The organism is Levilactobacillus acidifarinae DSM 19394 = JCM 15949 (assembly GCF_001434835.1).
GTDB classification, from domain to species: Bacteria; Bacillota; Bacilli; order Lactobacillales; family Lactobacillaceae; genus Levilactobacillus; species Levilactobacillus acidifarinae.
In genome coordinates this window covers 1-16,339 of the sequence record NZ_AZDV01000004.1, presented here as the reverse complement: position 1 = coordinate 16,339, position 16,339 = coordinate 1, and the positions used below count along the sequence as shown (strand labels likewise).

Here is a 16,339-nt window from a genome sequence, read left to right as displayed (position 1 = left end):
CGGAATATGAGAGCATCAGGGAGTAAAGCGCTACGCAATTACTTTTTATCTGTATTAGTAAAAGCCGTAAAATGCCTTATTTCCCGTTAACGTTGCATTAACTTGTGAAAATGCTGTATTTCCAGCACGTGCCTTAACACGTGGCCCTACGCCGTTACCATTATGGGCCGTTGCCGTATGGTTACGTTTAGCGTGTTTATAAGTTGATTGTACTTTTGTACCATAAACCCCAAACAGCCAATCACCACCATCAATGTGGTGCCATTTATATGGTGCCAAGCCCTTACCCTTAACTGCAGCTTTAGAAACAGCTAAAGTATCATTACTATTTAGTGAAATTACAGGTGTTGGCGCTGTTGTATCGGTAGTTGAAAGCTCTACGTAACCACCACCTGTGGAAGAACTATCATCATTGCCAACATTTGCGGAAACTCCTGTTGCTGGAATTAAAGCCAATCCTAACAAACTGCTTAAAAGAAGAGTTGTGATTTTTCGTGACATTATAATATCCTTCTTTCTTTTAATCAATAGAAAGCGCTTTAATCGCTTCCAGTGTAGCACAAATAAATGATTGCACATAATCAAATGTGTAATTTTATATTTAACTAATACCGCTTAAAACAATGTTTATTCGTTATATTAACTTTTCGTTTTTGAATGCCACATTGCGAATTTCTTGTAGCGGGACGAAACAATCAGAATCAATCACAATATCATTAGCATTGTAGCCATGAATCAAAGTCGTTATATCCGGCAAATGGTGGTTATTTTGATCAACCGTTTTTAGCTGAATCGTTACCAGTTGTTGACTTTGATATGCGTCGGCCAACACTTGTGTCAGTTCCGCTAAGGATTGCTGCGGTCGTGGGACGTAAACTGCATTCAACTGCTGGTTTTGTTGATTTAGCGCGGCGGTATGATCGGACAAATAAAACCCCTGCCATTTCATCATGCCTCGGTCGTGATAATCATGTTCAAAGAAGTGCTTAACCGTATCTAAGTCAAAGTCTTGGTTATTCAAGGGGCACCCGCTTTCGTTGAATTAACTTTTGACTTTTAGGCCAGCGTTCACCAATAAAGCCAACAAATTCGATCGTTAGTTTAATCTTTTGTCGCAAAGCTTTTAGTAGCGTCTCCAAATCAGCTAAATCATAGTGTGCTAATTTATGTAAAGGAACGGATTGCAAACGCTCGTTAGCCCGTTGACTGTTAAAAAATACATTGTAGGTCTGATCGTAAGGATCGTTAGCGATCATCAACCAGTAACGGGTGCGTGACTGGCGCTTAAACAGCAAGGTTAAGCGTCCCATAATAATTTCTACATCGTTATTCATAGCTATTGCCCCCATTATGACCACCGACGAGTGAAGCGCGTTCAATAGCTGTACCGCCCCTTAACAAGCTGGTGGCATAAACTAACTTCGTGAAGCCAAAGCGGCGATGAATTTCATCAATCACTTGGTTTAACCGACTAGCCTTAATCTGGGTAGTTGCCGGCTCAAATAAGCTAAGCTGTTGGCCGGTGTTGGCACTTAATTTGCTACTATAAACCCCAATATTTCGGACAGCTTGACCGTCCCAGTTTTTGCGGAACAACCATAATAGTTGTCGCGTTAAAACTTGGTTATCATTGGTTGGCTCAATTTTTAAAGCCTGATGAAAGCCACCGCGGCCATCGGCTGCGGCCGCAGCGTAAGAAAAACCAATGCTTAGCGACAGACACCCCGCTAGTTTATGGTGGTGTCGTAGCCGAGCAGCCACTTGTTCACCAATTTCTTTAATGACCGTTTCAATTTCTGCTTGGTTAAGATAGTCCCGTGGCAACACTTGGGAATTGCCTAGACTTGCTGATTTGACTTTAGCGGGTTCCGTAACTTGCGCGCGATCAATTCCCCAGGCCGTGGCGAACAATTGGGTGCCAATAATCCCCATGGCTTGTTTCAACAAATAAGGGTTGGCATGGGCTAACTCGTACATGTTGTGAATAGCTAGGCGGTTTAGCCGTTTAGCTGTCCGTTCACCGATCCCCCAGACAGCAGTTAAGTCATTGATCGTCCAGATTTTTTGAGGGACAGTCTCATAATGAATTTCACCAATAAAGTCAGCGGTATGCTTAGCATACACATCAAGGGCAAGCTTAGCTTGGGTCGGATTATCACCAATGCCAACAGTGGTGTATAAGCCTAATTTTTGCCGCACCGTAGTTTGAATCAACCTTGCTACTTCACGGACAGACTGCCCAAAAAGCCGCCATGAATGGGTCATATCCAAAATACTTTCGTCAATTGAATACGGCCAAACTTCTTTTTCAGTCGTAAACTGGTGGAAGATTTGGTTAATTTGCAAGTTACGTTCGATATAGAGATTCATGCGTGGTGGGACAACCCACAGACGCGGATCATTAGGTAAATCACGTTTACGTGAGACATTAGCTTTGATATGAAATAATTGCTTGGCTTCAGGTGAAGTAGCCAAAATTAGGCCACCATTAGTGTTTTTAGCCTCACTAAGGACAACTAATGGGACTTTTAAGGGATTGAGCCCCCGGGCAACGGCTTCGCAACTGGCATAGAAGCTTTTGTTATCGATTAAGAAGAATACGCCATGCGGTTCATTATCAAAAAACATTTAGATCACTTCCGTTAGCTTTTACCTGTATTTTAGCACATAAAGCAAACGTGTGTTCCCTTAAGCTGCGAGAAAGCTGATTAAAATTGTCGAAAGTCAGTCATAGTCATGCTATAATATAGACAGAAAAAAGAAGCCCCGCTGATAACAGGACTTCCATGTAGAGCCGTTTAAGACGGTGACAAATTTATACAGTTTAAATAACCGCTAGCTTGCCAGAGCTAAGGCGGTTATTTTTTTTGCTGACTTTTAATCAGCTCAACAATTAATGCGATCAAGGCTACGATAAAGGTACCGAAAGCCAGCATTAATTGTAAAGCGTCCGCAACGGACACTTAGGCTACTCCTTTCGTTAGGATTTATGGGCTTTAAGGGTTTAACACCATAAGCACCACCTCCGATCGGAAATAGCCACCGCCTTAACTTCTCTACAAGCTATAATTATACAGTAAAATTAAGGGGCTACCAAGTTTAGTAAAAGACAAAAATAGCGCTTATAGAACAAATCCTTTGAAGAAAAAAACGACCATTAGGGTATACTCCAGTGGTTGTTTTTTTATTTCGTGATGTAACTAGATTTATAGATGTCCATTAGGATTTTCCAAATTAGATCCTGTAACAGAAAATAATAGGAGAATGAAAGCGACACAACTTAACAGTTGTGTCGCTGTTTTTTTGGCCTTATAATTGAAGGCACTAGTGTGCGTCATAACTTACTGTCACAAATGCGTTACATTTTTAGTACGAAAAGTTCCCAGTTAACCATTCAAATCAGATTGGAGACATTAAATGAAATACGGTTATGCGCGTGTAAGTACCACCGATCAAAAACTAGAAAATCAACTTGAGGCATTAAAAATAGCCGGGGCAGATAAAATATATCAAGAGAAATTTACCGGAGCTACTACAGAGCGACCAGAATTTACCAAATTATTGCAAAAACTTAACCCAGACGATACCTTGATTGTAACCAAGTTAGACCGTTTTGCTAGGAATACCAGAGAAGCCCTTGATTTAATCCAAGACCTATTTAATCGTGAGATTAAAGTTAATATTCTCAATATGGGCTTGATTGATAATACCCCTACTGGCCAATTGATCTTTACTATCTTTTCGGCCTTTGCCCAGTTTGAACGTGATATGATCGTTACCCGAACACAAGAAGGCAAAGCATATGCTAAACGAAACGACCCACACTTTAGAGAGGGTCGGCCACAGACCTACACTGATGAACAAATGCGACTAGCCTATCACCTACGTCAACAAGGCATGACGTACAAAATGATTGCTAGAAAAACAGGTATTAGTGAACGTACTCAACAAAGGCGCTTTAAGGGCTTACTGAATGCAAACAACCAAAAACTTTCCTAGCAAAGCAGTAAAACAAACATCATGGTCGCAGGCCACAATATGAAAAAATGACCCGCGTTTATTGCATGCGTTTAAATTTTATCAAGTCGGTATGAGTGACATCGACATTTCCCGGAATACCTAGATTAAACGGATTACTTTTAATAGATATTGTAAAAATACAGATCAAACAAAATAGCTAATAAAGGCGGGTATTACATTTGTAATACCCGCTTATTTTTCCCTACTACTCCTATCAACATAATCGCCTAAGATCCCAACTAATACGCCAATAACAACCAAAATATAACCAACTAATTCATGATATGGAAAATCGTAGTGATTACTTGCCCACAGTATGATTAAAAGAATTACAACTAGGGTTGTGCGAAGCCAAAAGCTTTTTCTCATACTATTTGGCTGCCAGTGGTAATTTAAAGATGATAAAAGTCGATACAGCGTAAATAATTAAAATCGGAATCAGTAACATTCCATAGGTGATGTGCCACGTCAAAATGGTCATTAAGGCAGTGCCAACGGTATTTAAAATTACTAACGTTTTCCTGGTTAGTTTAAATGAATGCCACATTAAAAACCACCAGTAGACCAATGAGATAAGCAGTACAAAGCTTCCCAATTCAGTTAATGACAATTTATATTCCTCCTAGACGTTGCTTATTTGTATTAGCACTATGGAACATATTTTAGACAGGCTCTCTAAAATTAATACGTTTTGATTTTATAAACGCCAAAACGATTAATGTCCATATAAAGTTTACTATGCGGGTGAGCATCTCTCATATTAGTCAGGTGATCTGCTATATTGCTAAAATAGACAGAAAGGGTAACTCCGACTGGTGGAGATACAAGTGATCCAAATTCAGCAATAGCTTGACCATTTTTGAATTCTGCTATCTCTTTATTTACTGCTGTCTTATTTCGCATATACACCCTAATCCCCCACCAAAAATGTTTAATGGTTGGATTTGATGAAGACTTAGCCAATACTACACCGAATTTCGCACTTGTTGAGGCTCCATATGTCTTATCATTAGTGTTGATAGTATAGCCGTTACTTTTAATGTTAGCATTAACTTGTGAAAGCTCATCTTCTATTTCTGTAACCACGCTTTGAGAAACATTATTATTTTCAGGAAGCTGTAGTACGTATTGATTATTAACAACTTTTACATATGAATCAATTTGATTAATTTGATCCTCAGTCAATTGATTGTTTTCTGAATTTGATAATTTTGCTGTTTCAGTTGTTTGACCAGCATTCTTTACGACATTAGTTTGTTTTAACTGGGTAGTATCTGCAGAAGCCCTGCTTGTTGGTATATATGTGGCAGTTAAAATTGTACTTGCCAATAGAACTAACCCTAATTTTCTGTTTTTCATTGTTCATCGACCTCCTAAAGTAGCAAAATCTTAGTCTACGAATTATATAAAAATATTTACAAGCAAACCATAAGTCTTATTTTTAGTATTTTCAATTATAATACTCATACGCGTGGTGCTAGTTAAATTTAGACAGTAAAAAAGCCTGACGGTTTACACTTAAAGCAATACACAGTAAAGAAGTGTTAAGCATATCAGACTAGTTTAAGCCTTATCAGCCGGGAATGAGTGATGTTGATATTGCCGAAGTACGTGATTAAGCCGGCCAAAGCCGTTACGTTAATTATTTAATAAATTGTTTATTTATTTGTATAATAATGATATAATTAAGCTAGATGAAGGAGGTATCAAGATGAAGATTATTACTTTTACTGCTATCAAGGGTGGTGTTGGTAAAACAACCTTGACTTTAAATTATGGTGATTGGTTAGCCAAACATGGTAAGAAGGTTCTATTAATCGATTTAGACCATCAGTGCAATTTAACAACCGTTTTTGAAAAGACACGACGAAACAATACCATCGCTGAAGCGTTTAAAGAAAATGACAATGTTCAAAAAGTAAAAATTGACAGTGTCGGACCGAATCTCAATTTAATAGCCGGTTTTATAGACCTAGATGTTTTAGGAAGTTATCTAGAAAATAACAGTAACAAAGAAATGATGTTGTTCATGTGGTTTAAAAACAACTCCGATTCATTAAGCTTAACCGACTATGACTATATCTTAATTGATACGCACCCAGATTTTAGCACCATCACTAAAAACGCTATTGCTATCAGTAATTACCTGCTTAGTCCCATTACACCCAGTGAACATGGCTACAATGCCAAGTTTGACCTAGAAACACGACTCGAAAAATTCAGAAAATCACTTTTTGATTATCGAACTGGCGAAACTTACGTTGACGCAAAGCTTTTCTTTATCGGTAATATGATTAGACATAATACAAGCATGTCTCGCGATTTGCTAAAACACATAGAAGGCGATGAAACAGTCGCAACTATAATTCCTGAAAGAGAGCTCTTTAATAAAGCTACTGCAAGGCACGCTTCAATATTTGAATTAGCCAATCATGATGAATCCATTTTAAAGCAAAATCAAAAGTTCATAGAACACGCCGATCATCTTTTTCAAGAATTAGCAAATAAAACCAAGTAAGGAGAGTTAGATTATGAGTTTAGATTCATTCAATCATAAAAAAGACGAAGAAATGAGAGAAAGTTACGAAACTACATTGAAAGACAACAAGAAAGATGCAGTCGCATTTTTGAAAAATATCAGCCGAAAGGAAGTAGAGCGTAAGCGATCAGTGACCTTCTCAATTACTGAAAGTCAACTTAAAAAAATGGATACGGCTGCCCGAAAAAACGGATTTAAAAATCGTTCAGAATTCTTAGCTTCAATCATAGATGCAATTTAGCAATTAAATAAATAATTAATCAAACAAGTAAATACACAATTTATTTTCTTGATTAATTTGCGCTTAGGTAAAAGCTAGTAAAGTGCACTGAACCAAATACGGTTGCCTGTAAGTAAGCGCTATGCTAGACTAAGATTAATTTAACAACCAAATAAAGAGATCAAGCTAAACAGAAAAATCCCCGATTCACGAGGAATCGGGGATTTTAGGTTTAGCAAGTAGCTAATAGAGAGCTACTTAGATTCAGACAATTTAGACCGCCAAGTTAAAATCGTCTGAACATTGTTCTTAATTTGTAGGTTAATTATACCGCAAACCAGTCCTATGGGACAAGTGAAGGATAGTTAAAAACAAATTAAATCCAATGGACTAAGTAGCTAACCAATGCTATTTAGTCCATTTTTGTTGTTAGAAATTAAAAAAAAGTTGCCGTATAGGCAACCCAGAATAGGCACATGCCGGTGAAATTACAAAGCCGATCACGTCCAATGTTCGCTTTGTAATTCAGTTAAAGCATATCAGATTTGTATTTTAAAACAAGTCAGGTGTTTTAGCAACTCTCTTTTAAGACGGCGTGTGTCAGTTAAGAAAGGGAGCTTTTATTATGGATCAATCAAACTTTAACTTTACAAATGCTAAAAGAGCCTATGAAGTAAAGTTCTACGCTTTGCCGCAGATCTTACTCCAAGGAGAAAAATATAAGGATCTTAGCGATAGTGCCATTTTACTTTATTCGGTGTTACGCGATCGTCTAAGTTACTCACTAAGCAATAATTGGGTTGACGAAAATAACAACGTATATTTCATATACACAAACAATGAACTAAAAGATTTACGAAACTGGTCAAATAATAAAATCAATAAGATTAAACACGAATTAATGGACGCAAACCTTTTGTATCAAAAACATATGGGTTTTAATCCAAGATCAGGCAAAAACGAACCAAATAGATTATATTTGGCAGATTTGGAAGTAACAGCAAAAGACGTTTATATTAAGCGAGAGCCAATAAAATCGCCTGAATCCCTTGGTACAAGCGGACTTCTCAAAAAGAGAGACCCGTATGATACCGTTGAACCCCTTGGTACAAGCGGACTTCTCAAAAAGAGAAACCCGCATGATACCGTTTCTGATACGTCTGAATCCCTTGGTACAAGCGGACTTCTCAAAAAGAGACAAGATCTAGACTATACTAATAATTTAGATACTAATAGATACAATATAGATACTCAAAAGTTGGACTTTTCCACAGCCCATTTCTCACCAGCAGAAATTCAAAAACAAAACCAGGATCTCATAAATCATGCTAATGACTTCTTAACTGATGAAGACAGTGGCTTACCGGTTTTCTTAGAACCCGAAGCTGTGCAACTACTTAGTTTTTGGTGCCGTACCCCGCAACAAATGCGGCGCTTCATTGGCATTATTTTAAATGCTAAGTACCGAGTTGAAAAGGATCATCAAGATATTGGCGTCATAATCCCGCTTGACGACGAAGAACTTAAATTTTTAATGACTAAAGCCTTGAGACGTTACTTTAACGCCCTGAGAAGCAATGAGAAGCACATCAAGAACGTTGAAAACTATTTGTACGGCACCATGCAAAACCTATTTGGCGTTTGGTGGAATAAACAAGCGGCTAGAGAATATGCTGCTAAACACCCCGAAGAAGAACAGCCGGCCAACAACGACAACAGTGGGTTGTACTACTAGTCCTAAAAGGCCACAAAATTCTTTCTAAGCGGTTTTAAGGCTTACTAACCCTTTTATGTTTAAGTTAGATTTAAATGGCTTAAACAGACGAATAGGGGCTTTTAAATGAGTGTCAGAGCTAACCAGGCTAACCAGCTCAAAAGTTCAGCCTTTAGATCAACGCCAAGCTCAAGTGATTTGAGGCCAGGGCTTTATCTATTGATAAGGTACTCAAAAGGTAGTATAATGGTAGTAGTAAAAGAAAGGAGATGAGACAATCATGGCAGTTAAGGAAAAGAAACGGGTCCAAGTCAAGATTGATAAAGATTTGGCCGATGATACCGAAGCAGTTTTAAGCGAATTGGGCTTAAATCCAACCACGGCCATTAACATGTTTTACAAGCGGATTGTTGCTAATGGTGCTTTACCTTTTAATGCATCTTTAAGCGAAGAAGAAAGAGCTAATTTACGCTTTTTAAAGGCGACCGAAGGGACACCAGCCACCGAGTTCAAAGACGCTAAAGAGGTCGCTGATTGGCTCAACGATCCAGATGAGGACTAATGACTTAGTCAGCCTATACGTTAGTTTTGTAGAAACTAACGGTGGCAAGTCTCGGCCAGTTTTAATTCGTCGGGTATCAGAACAGACGGGCGAGGCTTTTAAAACTACTAGTCAGTATGAAAAGAAGTCGGCTTATATCAAGCAACAATATTATCCGATTCAAGATTGGCAATCCGCTGGGTTGAAGAAACCTTCCTGGGTCGATCTTGGTAATATTTATTGCTTTCCCAAAGCCGGTTTAAACTTTAAAGAAATCGGTCATTTAAGTAAGCTAGATCAAAATAAAATTTCAGATTTTACGCTTGACCTAAAATCAAAAAGAAGAGGTAAGGGTCAAAAGATAATTTAACAGCGATCAAGTAAAAGGAAGCACAAAGAAAGTAAAGCAGAGCTTACACAAAGAATTCAAAAACAGTTAAAAGACTTTGCTAAACACAATCCAGAAATTAAGCCAAAAAACAATCCTGAAAATAAAAACGATCGGCCTAGTTATTAGGTTGATCGTTTTTTAATTTATCCGGTTTATGCGCATTAACATAGTCGGCAAATATTTTTAAAAGTTCTTCGGTTTGTTCTACTGATAAATTATCAGCTTGAAAGTATTTTTCGAGCAAAGCCCCTTTTTGAATTAATCGGCGAGAACGAGCTTTGCGGGCTTGCCGATTTTCGTAGTATTTAGATTGCCGTAATTTAAAATCTTCTCGCTCCATTTTTTCTTTTAGGCGAGCTTTTTGTGCAACCAATTTTTCATATTGATTAGCCATCATTATCACCACTTAGTTACAATTGATTATTTGGTTCATGGTTTAAAACCGTTGCTATTTTTTGCGCGAGGTCTTTAATCTTTTGATTAGATAAACTGGTGTAATCTAAATTTGATGTTTTAATAATTTGTTTGCCAAGATTTTGTTCAATCTTACTTTTTTCAGCTTTGATCCTTTGATTAAGCTGTTTTAATTTAGCTTCTTGTTTTTCCAATGCTGATTGGGTCATCTTAATTCCTCCTGTCAAACTTATATATAATTAATAAGGATAATAACACTTGAATAAATATAAGTCAATATAAACGTTGAAAAAGTGAAGCGTCAGGTGTACACTAAAAGTAAATTTAAAGGAATCAGCAGACCGAGTGAAACGAGGTCAATGCGCACTTACACATAGAATAAATTCTATGTTGTGCTAAACCCATTAAAACCTGTATTAGAAGTCGCCGATGGCGACAACAAAATCAAACCCCAAAACCCAAAGAAAGATGGTGATCGACATGGCAATCTTCCACATAAGTTTTTCTAATATTAGTGCTGGTAAAGGACGAAGTGCGATTGCCAGTGCCGCATATCGTAGTGGTGAAAAACTATTTGATGATAAAGAAGGCAGAAGTTATTTTTATGCCCGTTCTGTTATGCCAGAAAGCTTTATATTGATCCCAAAAAATGCGCCAGATTGGGCAAATGACAGGCAGAAATTATGGAATGAGGTTGAAAAGAAAGACCGCAAATCTAATTCGCGATATGCTAAAGAGTTTAACGTCGCCTTACCGGTTGAATTAAGTGAAGTTGAACAAAAAGCATTATTGTCTAAATACGTGCAAGAAAATTTTGTGGACCAAGGTATGGTGGCTGATGTCGCAATTCATCGAGATCACCCAGATAATCCGCACGCCCATGTCATGTTAACGAACCGTCCTTTTAACCCAGATGGTTCTTGGGGACTTAAAGCAAAAACGCAGTACATTAAAGATGCAAACGGCAAACAACTTTTAACCAAAAGTGGGTTTCCAAAACAAAGGAAAATTTGGCTAGTTGATTGGGATAAAAAAGAAAAAATCAATCAATGGCGTCACAACTGGGCGGTCAGTGTTAATCAAGTTTTAGAGCAAAAAAATATCCCCGATCGAATTAGTGAAAAATCATTTATTGAGCAGGGAAGAGATGATACACCAACCCAGCACGAAGGAATCAATAGCAAACGACACGAGCGAAAAGCATTTAACCAGCAAGTTGAAGAACAAAGAAAGGCGCAAGCTAAGTATCATAATCTTGATCAAAAGATTAGAAATCATGAACATTTTGACGCCTTGACCGATGAGCTTTCTTTCTCCGAAAAACACACAATTCGTGATCTAAGTCAGCAACTAAAAACCTATGTAGACTTGGAACACCTAGATGATAAAGAACGTATGCTATTCAATTGGAAAAATAGCCTCTTAATTAAACACGCGATTGGCGAAGATGTGACAAAACAATTACTCACGATTGATCAGCAGAGTATGTCGTTAGCACAAGCGAACCAATTGCTAGATAAAGTGGTTGATCGAGCAACTAAAAAACTCTATCCAACAGTTGATTTTGAGCAGACCACACCAGCACAAAGGCGTGAATTAATCAAAGAAACTAATAGCGAACAAACTATTTTTAAAGACGGTGAGTTAGCAGAACGGTTAGCAGACATTAGAAGTGATCTATTGAACCAACAATTGTTGACCTTTACCAAGCGACCATATACCAGCTGGCAGTTAGTTAATCAACAAGCCCAGACGATTGAGAAGCAATTAACCGCGGTACTAGCCAAACATGGACACCAGTTAGCCGATTTGAAGCATACTGATCGGGGCATGCTAGCCGCTTATCAACCTAATGAGCTTGAATTCATTTCTAAAGCGGTTAAAGATTTACGGGTCATTAGGGAAGTTAAAAGTGTGGTTCAGACCCAATACAACAGTATTTTAATGACGGCTTTTCCGGACAGTGACTTAGATAAGCTAGATACGATTGACAAGGAACAAATCTATACCGCCGTGGTTTATTATGATCCAGAATTAAAGCCATTGAGTGTAGACGACCTTAGACAATTACAACACCAGCCACCCGTGGTCTTTACGAATCAGCAACACCAGACGGGTTTAAATTACTTATTAGGTAAAATCGAATTGCAGGACGTCAAAGATCATCGCTTACAACGGGTCTTAAAACACGATGGTACCCGCCAACTATTTCTCGGTGAATGTGGGCAAGATCCTAAGGTGAATCACAAACAAATTGAAGCTGTGCAAACCCGCTTGAAACATCAGACAACCCGGCTTGACCAATATAAGCAAGAGCAAGTTAAACACTATCAGGCCATTAATTACCACCAGACCAGTCCTAAAAATTACCTAACTAATATTTTGGACGAAGCCTTAATAACCATCTTATATGCCAAAAGCTCAGATTATCTAAGAAAACAACAGTTGAGAGGGCTAAAAGAGACGGAATGGGAAATGACCAAGAAACAGCGGCAACATCAAACGAGAAACCGGCATGAAGATGGCGGTATGCACTTGTAATAAAAATGTAAAATAAAATGGTGTAAATTACATCTTTTTAGTGTTAAGCTGTGACTAAATTAAGAAAGGAGAACTTACATGTGACAGGAAATCAGGAATGGTACAGCCTAACGCAAGCTAATCAAAAGCTGGGGCGCGGCCGAAATTATGTCAGCAACTGGATAAAAAGACATCCAGAGTTTCCTGATCAATTTTTGCTTGGTTCAGGTACCAATAAATTAATATCTGATGAAGGGATAGAGTGGATTAAAAATCACATAAAAAAAGAGGGCGTCCTCGTAAGCAGTAAAGGTGCTAACGGGGATCAGCACTTAGAAGTTACGATTCTAGGTGTCACCCTCCCAACAATCCATTTTACCGGGCGGGTTAGGGGAAAGCTAGTTGTTTAGCGACCCTAACGCGCTTTTTTTGAGGAGGTGAGGCAATGAAAGTTGAAAGCTGGCAAGGCATTAAAGGTAAGTTAGTTCATGATGATCAAAAAGCCATTGTGGTTGATGATGACCAAGAATTAGCGGATCAGAAGCAATTACAAGCGATTTTAGCTCAAGACGGTCAGACAATCGATGAAGTTCGCCGAGCAATGATTAAGAAGACGGTTAAACGTCAGCTAAAAACTCCGCCATTAAAACTTAGTGGTTGGTTTAATCGTCATCAAGATAGCCACAATGCTAAAAAAGTCGAGCAACTGGTGAGTGAAAAACCCACCCATCAATATAAGCAGATCAAAAATGAAATGACCTTTTTTGGTGAGAGTTTCTTGGAAGGCTTCTTAGGCTTTTATGGCTTAGAAGTTGATAACGCCTTAGGCCGTTACGAACATAATTTGCATGTCTTAGAGACCCAAGAATTAGGTCAGTCAGAAAAAGAGTATTACTTAGTCACGAGTGAAAACGGCCGCGTCAAATTAGCCACCGATCCATTACCAAGCCAGCAAATTGCCGAGGAACAATTGAACAAGTTCTATCAACGTGAGCCAGAAGAAACGCAGGCAGAACAAATTCAATTACGAACATCAGAAGACGATAGGAAGGAGGAATAACATGAAGTTCAGCAAAGTAAAAGCGTTAGCAACTACTGGAGCTACTGCAATCTATTTGGGCTTGATGAACGCCCAGGTTGTTTTGGCGGCGGACGGTGGCGAAGTTAAAAGCAAGCTGACCAGCGCTGGTAAGACGATTCAAGGGATTCTAACCGGCTTGGTCGTGTTAGTTGGGATTTGTGTCGCACTATTTATTATTATCAAAAGAATGCCTGACGCAGACGATCCGCGAGAGAAATCAGAGGTTTATCACGCGGTTGGACGTGTTGCCGGGTTAGTTGCCCTAGCAGCTGCAATTATCTGGCTATTACCTTGGGTTTACAGTCTATTTACTTAATTTAAAAAGGAGCCTGCCAAATGAAGAAAGGAAAAGAATTTATCTTCCCGGAGAACGTGGATAAAGATTACGGGATCTGGAAAGACTACACCTTAAATGATTTTGGCGTAGCGGGACTGGCAGGACTAGTGGGCTTAATTTTTATTGCGATCCCACCCTATGGGCTGATTTTAGTCCTGATAAAAATAGTGATTGTTGTCTTAGCCATGACGATTGTCATGGCTATTTTAACAATTAGGCCAGTTGCGGCGCGGAAGAATATTAAAGTGCGGGATAACTTTAAGTTGAAACGCCGCTATGCCAATGGTCAGAAACTGTTTTATTTACAACCGAAGAAGCGAGGTGAACTAAATGCGTTTGAAGAAGAGCAAAACCACCAATAAATCAGCGAAGCTCGATTGGGATTACCAACCGCCTAAAATCAATGGTGGCAAAGAAACCATTGATGACATGAGCTTGGTGGTGGGTATGTATGGTAACTACGAAGTTACCAAAACGGGTAATCTCGTTGGCATTTTGGAAGTTAGTGGGATCAACCTTGATCTGTTAAATGACACGGAGCAGCAAGACGTTTTTGAGGACTATGGCGCGTTTCTGATGAGTACGTTGGGTGAAGGCGTTGATGACACATTACAGTTCTTAGAACCAACAATACCTGTCAATATGACGGCTTATCTCAATGGTCTCAAAAGGCGGTATCTCGCACTACAAAAAGATCACCCCGAGCAACAGTTCAAAATTCAATTAATTGCCAGTTATTTGGACCACTTTACTAAAGTCCAGGAATCCAAAAACATGACGACGAAGCAACATCTGCTAATCGTTAAGGTGCCAATTAAGGACAAAAGTGTTAAGAGCTTAAACCTAGCGGTCACTCATTTAGACGAAAAGATCGAACAAGTTAAACGGGATATTGAAAATGCGTTAACGGACTTTGATGTGACGGCCAAAGTTTTGACTAGTCAGGAAGTCCAAGAGATTTTAAAGAACTTGATCAATTTTAATGGATAGGAGGCAACAGCATGAGTTTTGGTGATAAGGTCATTGATTTATTTATGCCAACTAAAAAAGAAAGTAATCAAGGCAACAGCGGCCAAACGGGTAGTAAGCCCAAACCGGAGGTTGAAGACTTTACCAAGCTGATTGATCGCGATAGCTTGCATTCACTATTCCCGTTTAGCTGGGAACAGTACCCTACCTATGTCCAGTCGGGTGAGAATTTTATTCGGGTGTTAGCGATTGCCGACTATCCTAAGCAAGTGTACGGCAACTGGCTATCAGAATTAAAGCGCAAAAAAGGCGTTATCGATATTGTGCAATATATCGACAGCGCCAGTAACAATTCAATGATTACCTATTACAAAAAGACGATTCAAAATAAAGAAGCGCAGAAGCTCAATACGTTCGACCCGTATAAAAAGAAAATTCTGCAAAATTATATTGATTCAGCCAATATGCAACTAGATAAATACCTCGATAATTCTACCACATTTGTTTACCAACATATGCTCATTTATCTGCGGGCTAACAGTTTAGCCGAACTAGACGATCTAACCGACAATGTTAAGAACACTTTGATTAAACTACAAATGAAGCCCCTAGTGCCCGTTAAGGCCACCTTTCAAGCTTTTTGGTCTACTATGCCAATCAACGAAAATCTATTAGGCGATTACACCTATAAAGAAAGTAATACCGAAGTTGCCAGTAGCATGTTTCCTTTTGATGACGCCGAGATTTTGGACTTAAAGCCTAGAAGCGATATTGAAGGGGTTAACAAAGACACCAACAGCCTAATTGCCGTGGATATGTTGGATCGCAACAAAACGTTGAACCAGAACATGGTGGTTATTGGTACCAGTGGGGTTGGCAAGACTACCTATATGATCCAGAAAATCTTACGCTATGCCATTCAAGACTACCAAATCTACATTATTGATCCGGAAAATGAATATACCAAGATTGTTGAAGCCCTCGGCGGGGCAGTCTTGCATTTAACTTCCAATGCTAAGTACAAAATTAATCCGCTACAAATTTTTTCCGAAGAAATCCTCAGCGCTGATGAAGCGGTCACAAACCTTGATTTACTGGTCAAAGATAAAATCCAGCGATTAAAGGGATTCTTTGAAGTCCTTAAAACCGGGATTACCCAAGTTGAATTGGCAATCCTTGATGATGTCGTTAAACAAGCTTACGTCAACAGTGGCGTTTTGAAATATAGCCGCTTAAAAGAGATTAAAGACGATCAGTGGCCGACCTTATCCAATGTTTATGACGAATTGGAGAAACTGGCTGATAAAGACGAAGACAAATTCAGTCGGGTTAAAGACTTCTACTACATCTTAGGCAGTTATACCCATGGTTCTAACAGCCTATTTGACGGACACACCAACGTTAACTTAAAGGGCAAGATCATTTCCTTTGATTTAAAACCGCTGCAAAGTGAACAGGAAGTCCAATCAGCAGCCTATCTGAATACTTTTCAATATTTGTGGGACGAAATCACGAAAGATCGGCATAGCCGCAAGAAATTGTTTGTTGACGAATTTCACTTTTTAACCTTGCACAAAGCTGCCGCCACCTTTT

General features: G+C 38.8%; 21 protein-coding genes and 2 pseudogenes. 14 read left to right on the top strand and 9 right to left on the bottom strand.

The genetic code is table 11. The features are described 5' to 3' along the window. Window positions 1–54 precede the first annotated feature (54 nt). From FD25_RS13855 to FD25_RS02220, 5 genes are all read right to left on the bottom strand, one after another. Entirely contained in the window at window positions 55–501 is a 447-nt protein-coding gene (locus FD25_RS13855) for a lactococcin 972 family bacteriocin (protein WP_064775582.1), read from the bottom strand. 133 nt (window positions 502–634) lie between these two features. Next, on the bottom strand, window positions 635–1,021 hold the full coding sequence (locus tag FD25_RS02235; RefSeq protein WP_057800960.1) for a hypothetical protein: 387 nt from the start codon (window positions 1,019–1,021) through the stop codon (window positions 635–637). Further along, on the bottom strand, window positions 1,014–1,334 hold the full coding sequence (locus FD25_RS02230; protein WP_057800959.1) for a hypothetical protein: 321 nt from the start codon (window positions 1,332–1,334) through the stop codon (window positions 1,014–1,016). Before FD25_RS02230 ends, FD25_RS02235 begins: the two co-directional genes overlap by 8 nt. Continuing rightward, window positions 1,327–2,628 (bottom strand): Y-family DNA polymerase, encoded by a 1,302-nt coding sequence (locus FD25_RS02225; RefSeq protein WP_057800958.1) that lies wholly within the window; start codon window positions 2,626–2,628, stop codon window positions 1,327–1,329. Before FD25_RS02225 ends, FD25_RS02230 begins: the two co-directional genes overlap by 8 nt. Window positions 2,629–2,858: 230 nt before the next feature. Continuing rightward, on the bottom strand, window positions 2,859–2,936 hold the full coding sequence (locus FD25_RS02220) for a putative holin-like toxin (protein WP_076661461.1): 78 nt from the start codon (window positions 2,934–2,936) through the stop codon (window positions 2,859–2,861). 481 nt (window positions 2,937–3,417) lie between these two features. On the opposite strand from FD25_RS02220, the gene FD25_RS02215 reads away from it, so the two are divergent. Then, complete coding sequence (locus FD25_RS02215) at window positions 3,418–3,999, top strand: recombinase family protein (protein ID WP_057800957.1); 582 nt, start codon at window positions 3,418–3,420, stop codon at window positions 3,997–3,999. Then, window positions 3,996–4,123: pseudogene (locus tag FD25_RS14275) on the top strand (recombinase family protein); the annotation flags it as partial. The gene FD25_RS02215 and the pseudogene FD25_RS14275, both read left to right, overlap by 4 nt. A 267-nt stretch (window positions 4,124–4,390) precedes the next feature. Here the strand turns inward: FD25_RS14275 and FD25_RS02210 are convergent. Continuing rightward, window positions 4,391–4,630, bottom strand: a complete 240-nt coding sequence (locus FD25_RS02210; RefSeq protein ID WP_057800956.1) for a hypothetical protein — start codon at window positions 4,628–4,630, stop codon at window positions 4,391–4,393. Window positions 4,631–4,701: 71 nt separating this feature from the next. Next, window positions 4,702–5,379, bottom strand: coding sequence for a hypothetical protein (locus FD25_RS02205; RefSeq protein ID WP_057800955.1), 678 nt, complete (start codon window positions 5,377–5,379; stop codon window positions 4,702–4,704). A gap of 352 nt (window positions 5,380–5,731) precedes the next feature. Between FD25_RS02205 and FD25_RS02200 the strand changes: the two genes are divergently transcribed. The 5 genes and pseudogenes from FD25_RS02200 to FD25_RS02180 all read left to right on the top strand — a co-directional run bounded on the left by FD25_RS02200 (window position 5,732) and on the right by FD25_RS02180 (window position 9,551). Continuing rightward, a complete protein-coding gene (locus FD25_RS02200; RefSeq protein WP_057800954.1) occupies window positions 5,732–6,538 on the top strand; it encodes a ParA family protein in 807 nt (268 codons plus the stop codon). A 13-nt stretch (window positions 6,539–6,551) separates the two neighbouring features. Continuing rightward, window positions 6,552–6,800, top strand: coding sequence for a ribbon-helix-helix domain-containing protein (locus FD25_RS02195; protein ID WP_002825834.1), 249 nt, complete (start codon window positions 6,552–6,554; stop codon window positions 6,798–6,800). 604 nt (window positions 6,801–7,404) lie between these two features. Further along, a complete protein-coding gene (locus tag FD25_RS02190) occupies window positions 7,405–8,514 on the top strand; it encodes a replication initiator protein A (RefSeq protein ID WP_057800953.1) in 1,110 nt (369 codons plus the stop codon). A 259-nt stretch (window positions 8,515–8,773) separates the two neighbouring features. Continuing rightward, window positions 8,774–9,055 (top strand): type II toxin-antitoxin system RelB/DinJ family antitoxin, encoded by a 282-nt coding sequence (locus FD25_RS02185; RefSeq protein WP_006352445.1) that lies wholly within the window; start codon window positions 8,774–8,776, stop codon window positions 9,053–9,055. Next, a pseudogene (locus FD25_RS02180) lies at window positions 9,045–9,551 on the top strand (hypothetical protein). The gene FD25_RS02185 and the pseudogene FD25_RS02180 overlap by 11 nt, the downstream one beginning before the upstream one ends. Here FD25_RS02180 and FD25_RS02175 read toward each other — a convergent pair. Further along, complete coding sequence (locus FD25_RS02175; protein ID WP_057800952.1) at window positions 9,541–9,819, bottom strand: hypothetical protein; 279 nt, start codon at window positions 9,817–9,819, stop codon at window positions 9,541–9,543. The pseudogene FD25_RS02180 and the gene FD25_RS02175 sit on opposite strands and share 11 nt — an antisense overlap. 16 nt (window positions 9,820–9,835) lie before the next feature. After that, window positions 9,836–10,048 carry a hypothetical protein gene (locus FD25_RS02170; RefSeq protein ID WP_057800951.1) on the bottom strand — a complete coding sequence of 71 codons (213 nt, stop codon included), beginning with the start codon at window positions 10,046–10,048 and terminating at the stop codon, window positions 9,836–9,838. Between the two features lie 271 nt (window positions 10,049–10,319). On the opposite strand from FD25_RS02170, the gene mobQ reads away from it, so the two are divergent. The 7 genes from mobQ to FD25_RS02135 all read left to right on the top strand — a co-directional run. After that, window positions 10,320–12,380 carry a MobQ family relaxase gene (mobQ, locus tag FD25_RS02165; RefSeq protein ID WP_057800974.1) on the top strand — a complete coding sequence of 687 codons (2,061 nt, stop codon included), beginning with the start codon at window positions 10,320–10,322 and terminating at the stop codon, window positions 12,378–12,380. A gap of 80 nt (window positions 12,381–12,460) precedes the next feature. Next, a complete protein-coding gene (locus tag FD25_RS02160) occupies window positions 12,461–12,769 on the top strand; it encodes a hypothetical protein (protein WP_057800950.1) in 309 nt (102 codons plus the stop codon). Between the two features lie 35 nt (window positions 12,770–12,804). Further along, window positions 12,805–13,419: a hypothetical protein gene (locus tag FD25_RS02155; protein ID WP_057800949.1), complete on the top strand. Its 615-nt coding sequence runs from the start codon at window positions 12,805–12,807 to the stop codon at window positions 13,417–13,419. A gap of 1 nt (window position 13,420) precedes the next feature. Beyond that, complete coding sequence (locus tag FD25_RS02150) at window positions 13,421–13,756, top strand: CagC family type IV secretion system protein (RefSeq protein ID WP_024855764.1); 336 nt, start codon at window positions 13,421–13,423, stop codon at window positions 13,754–13,756. A 20-nt stretch (window positions 13,757–13,776) separates the two neighbouring features. After that, window positions 13,777–14,139: a hypothetical protein gene (locus tag FD25_RS02145; protein ID WP_057800948.1), complete on the top strand. Its 363-nt coding sequence runs from the start codon at window positions 13,777–13,779 to the stop codon at window positions 14,137–14,139. Then, the gene (trsD, locus tag FD25_RS02140; RefSeq protein ID WP_057800947.1) at window positions 14,108–14,767 is read left to right on the top strand and encodes a TrsD/TraD family conjugative transfer protein; all 660 of its coding nucleotides are present in this window, start codon (window positions 14,108–14,110) and stop codon (window positions 14,765–14,767) included. Before FD25_RS02145 ends, trsD begins: the two co-directional genes overlap by 32 nt. A gap of 11 nt (window positions 14,768–14,778) precedes the next feature. After that, the coding region (locus FD25_RS02135; protein WP_057800946.1) for a VirB4 family type IV secretion system protein at window positions 14,779–16,339 on the top strand (1,561 nt) is incomplete at its 3' end.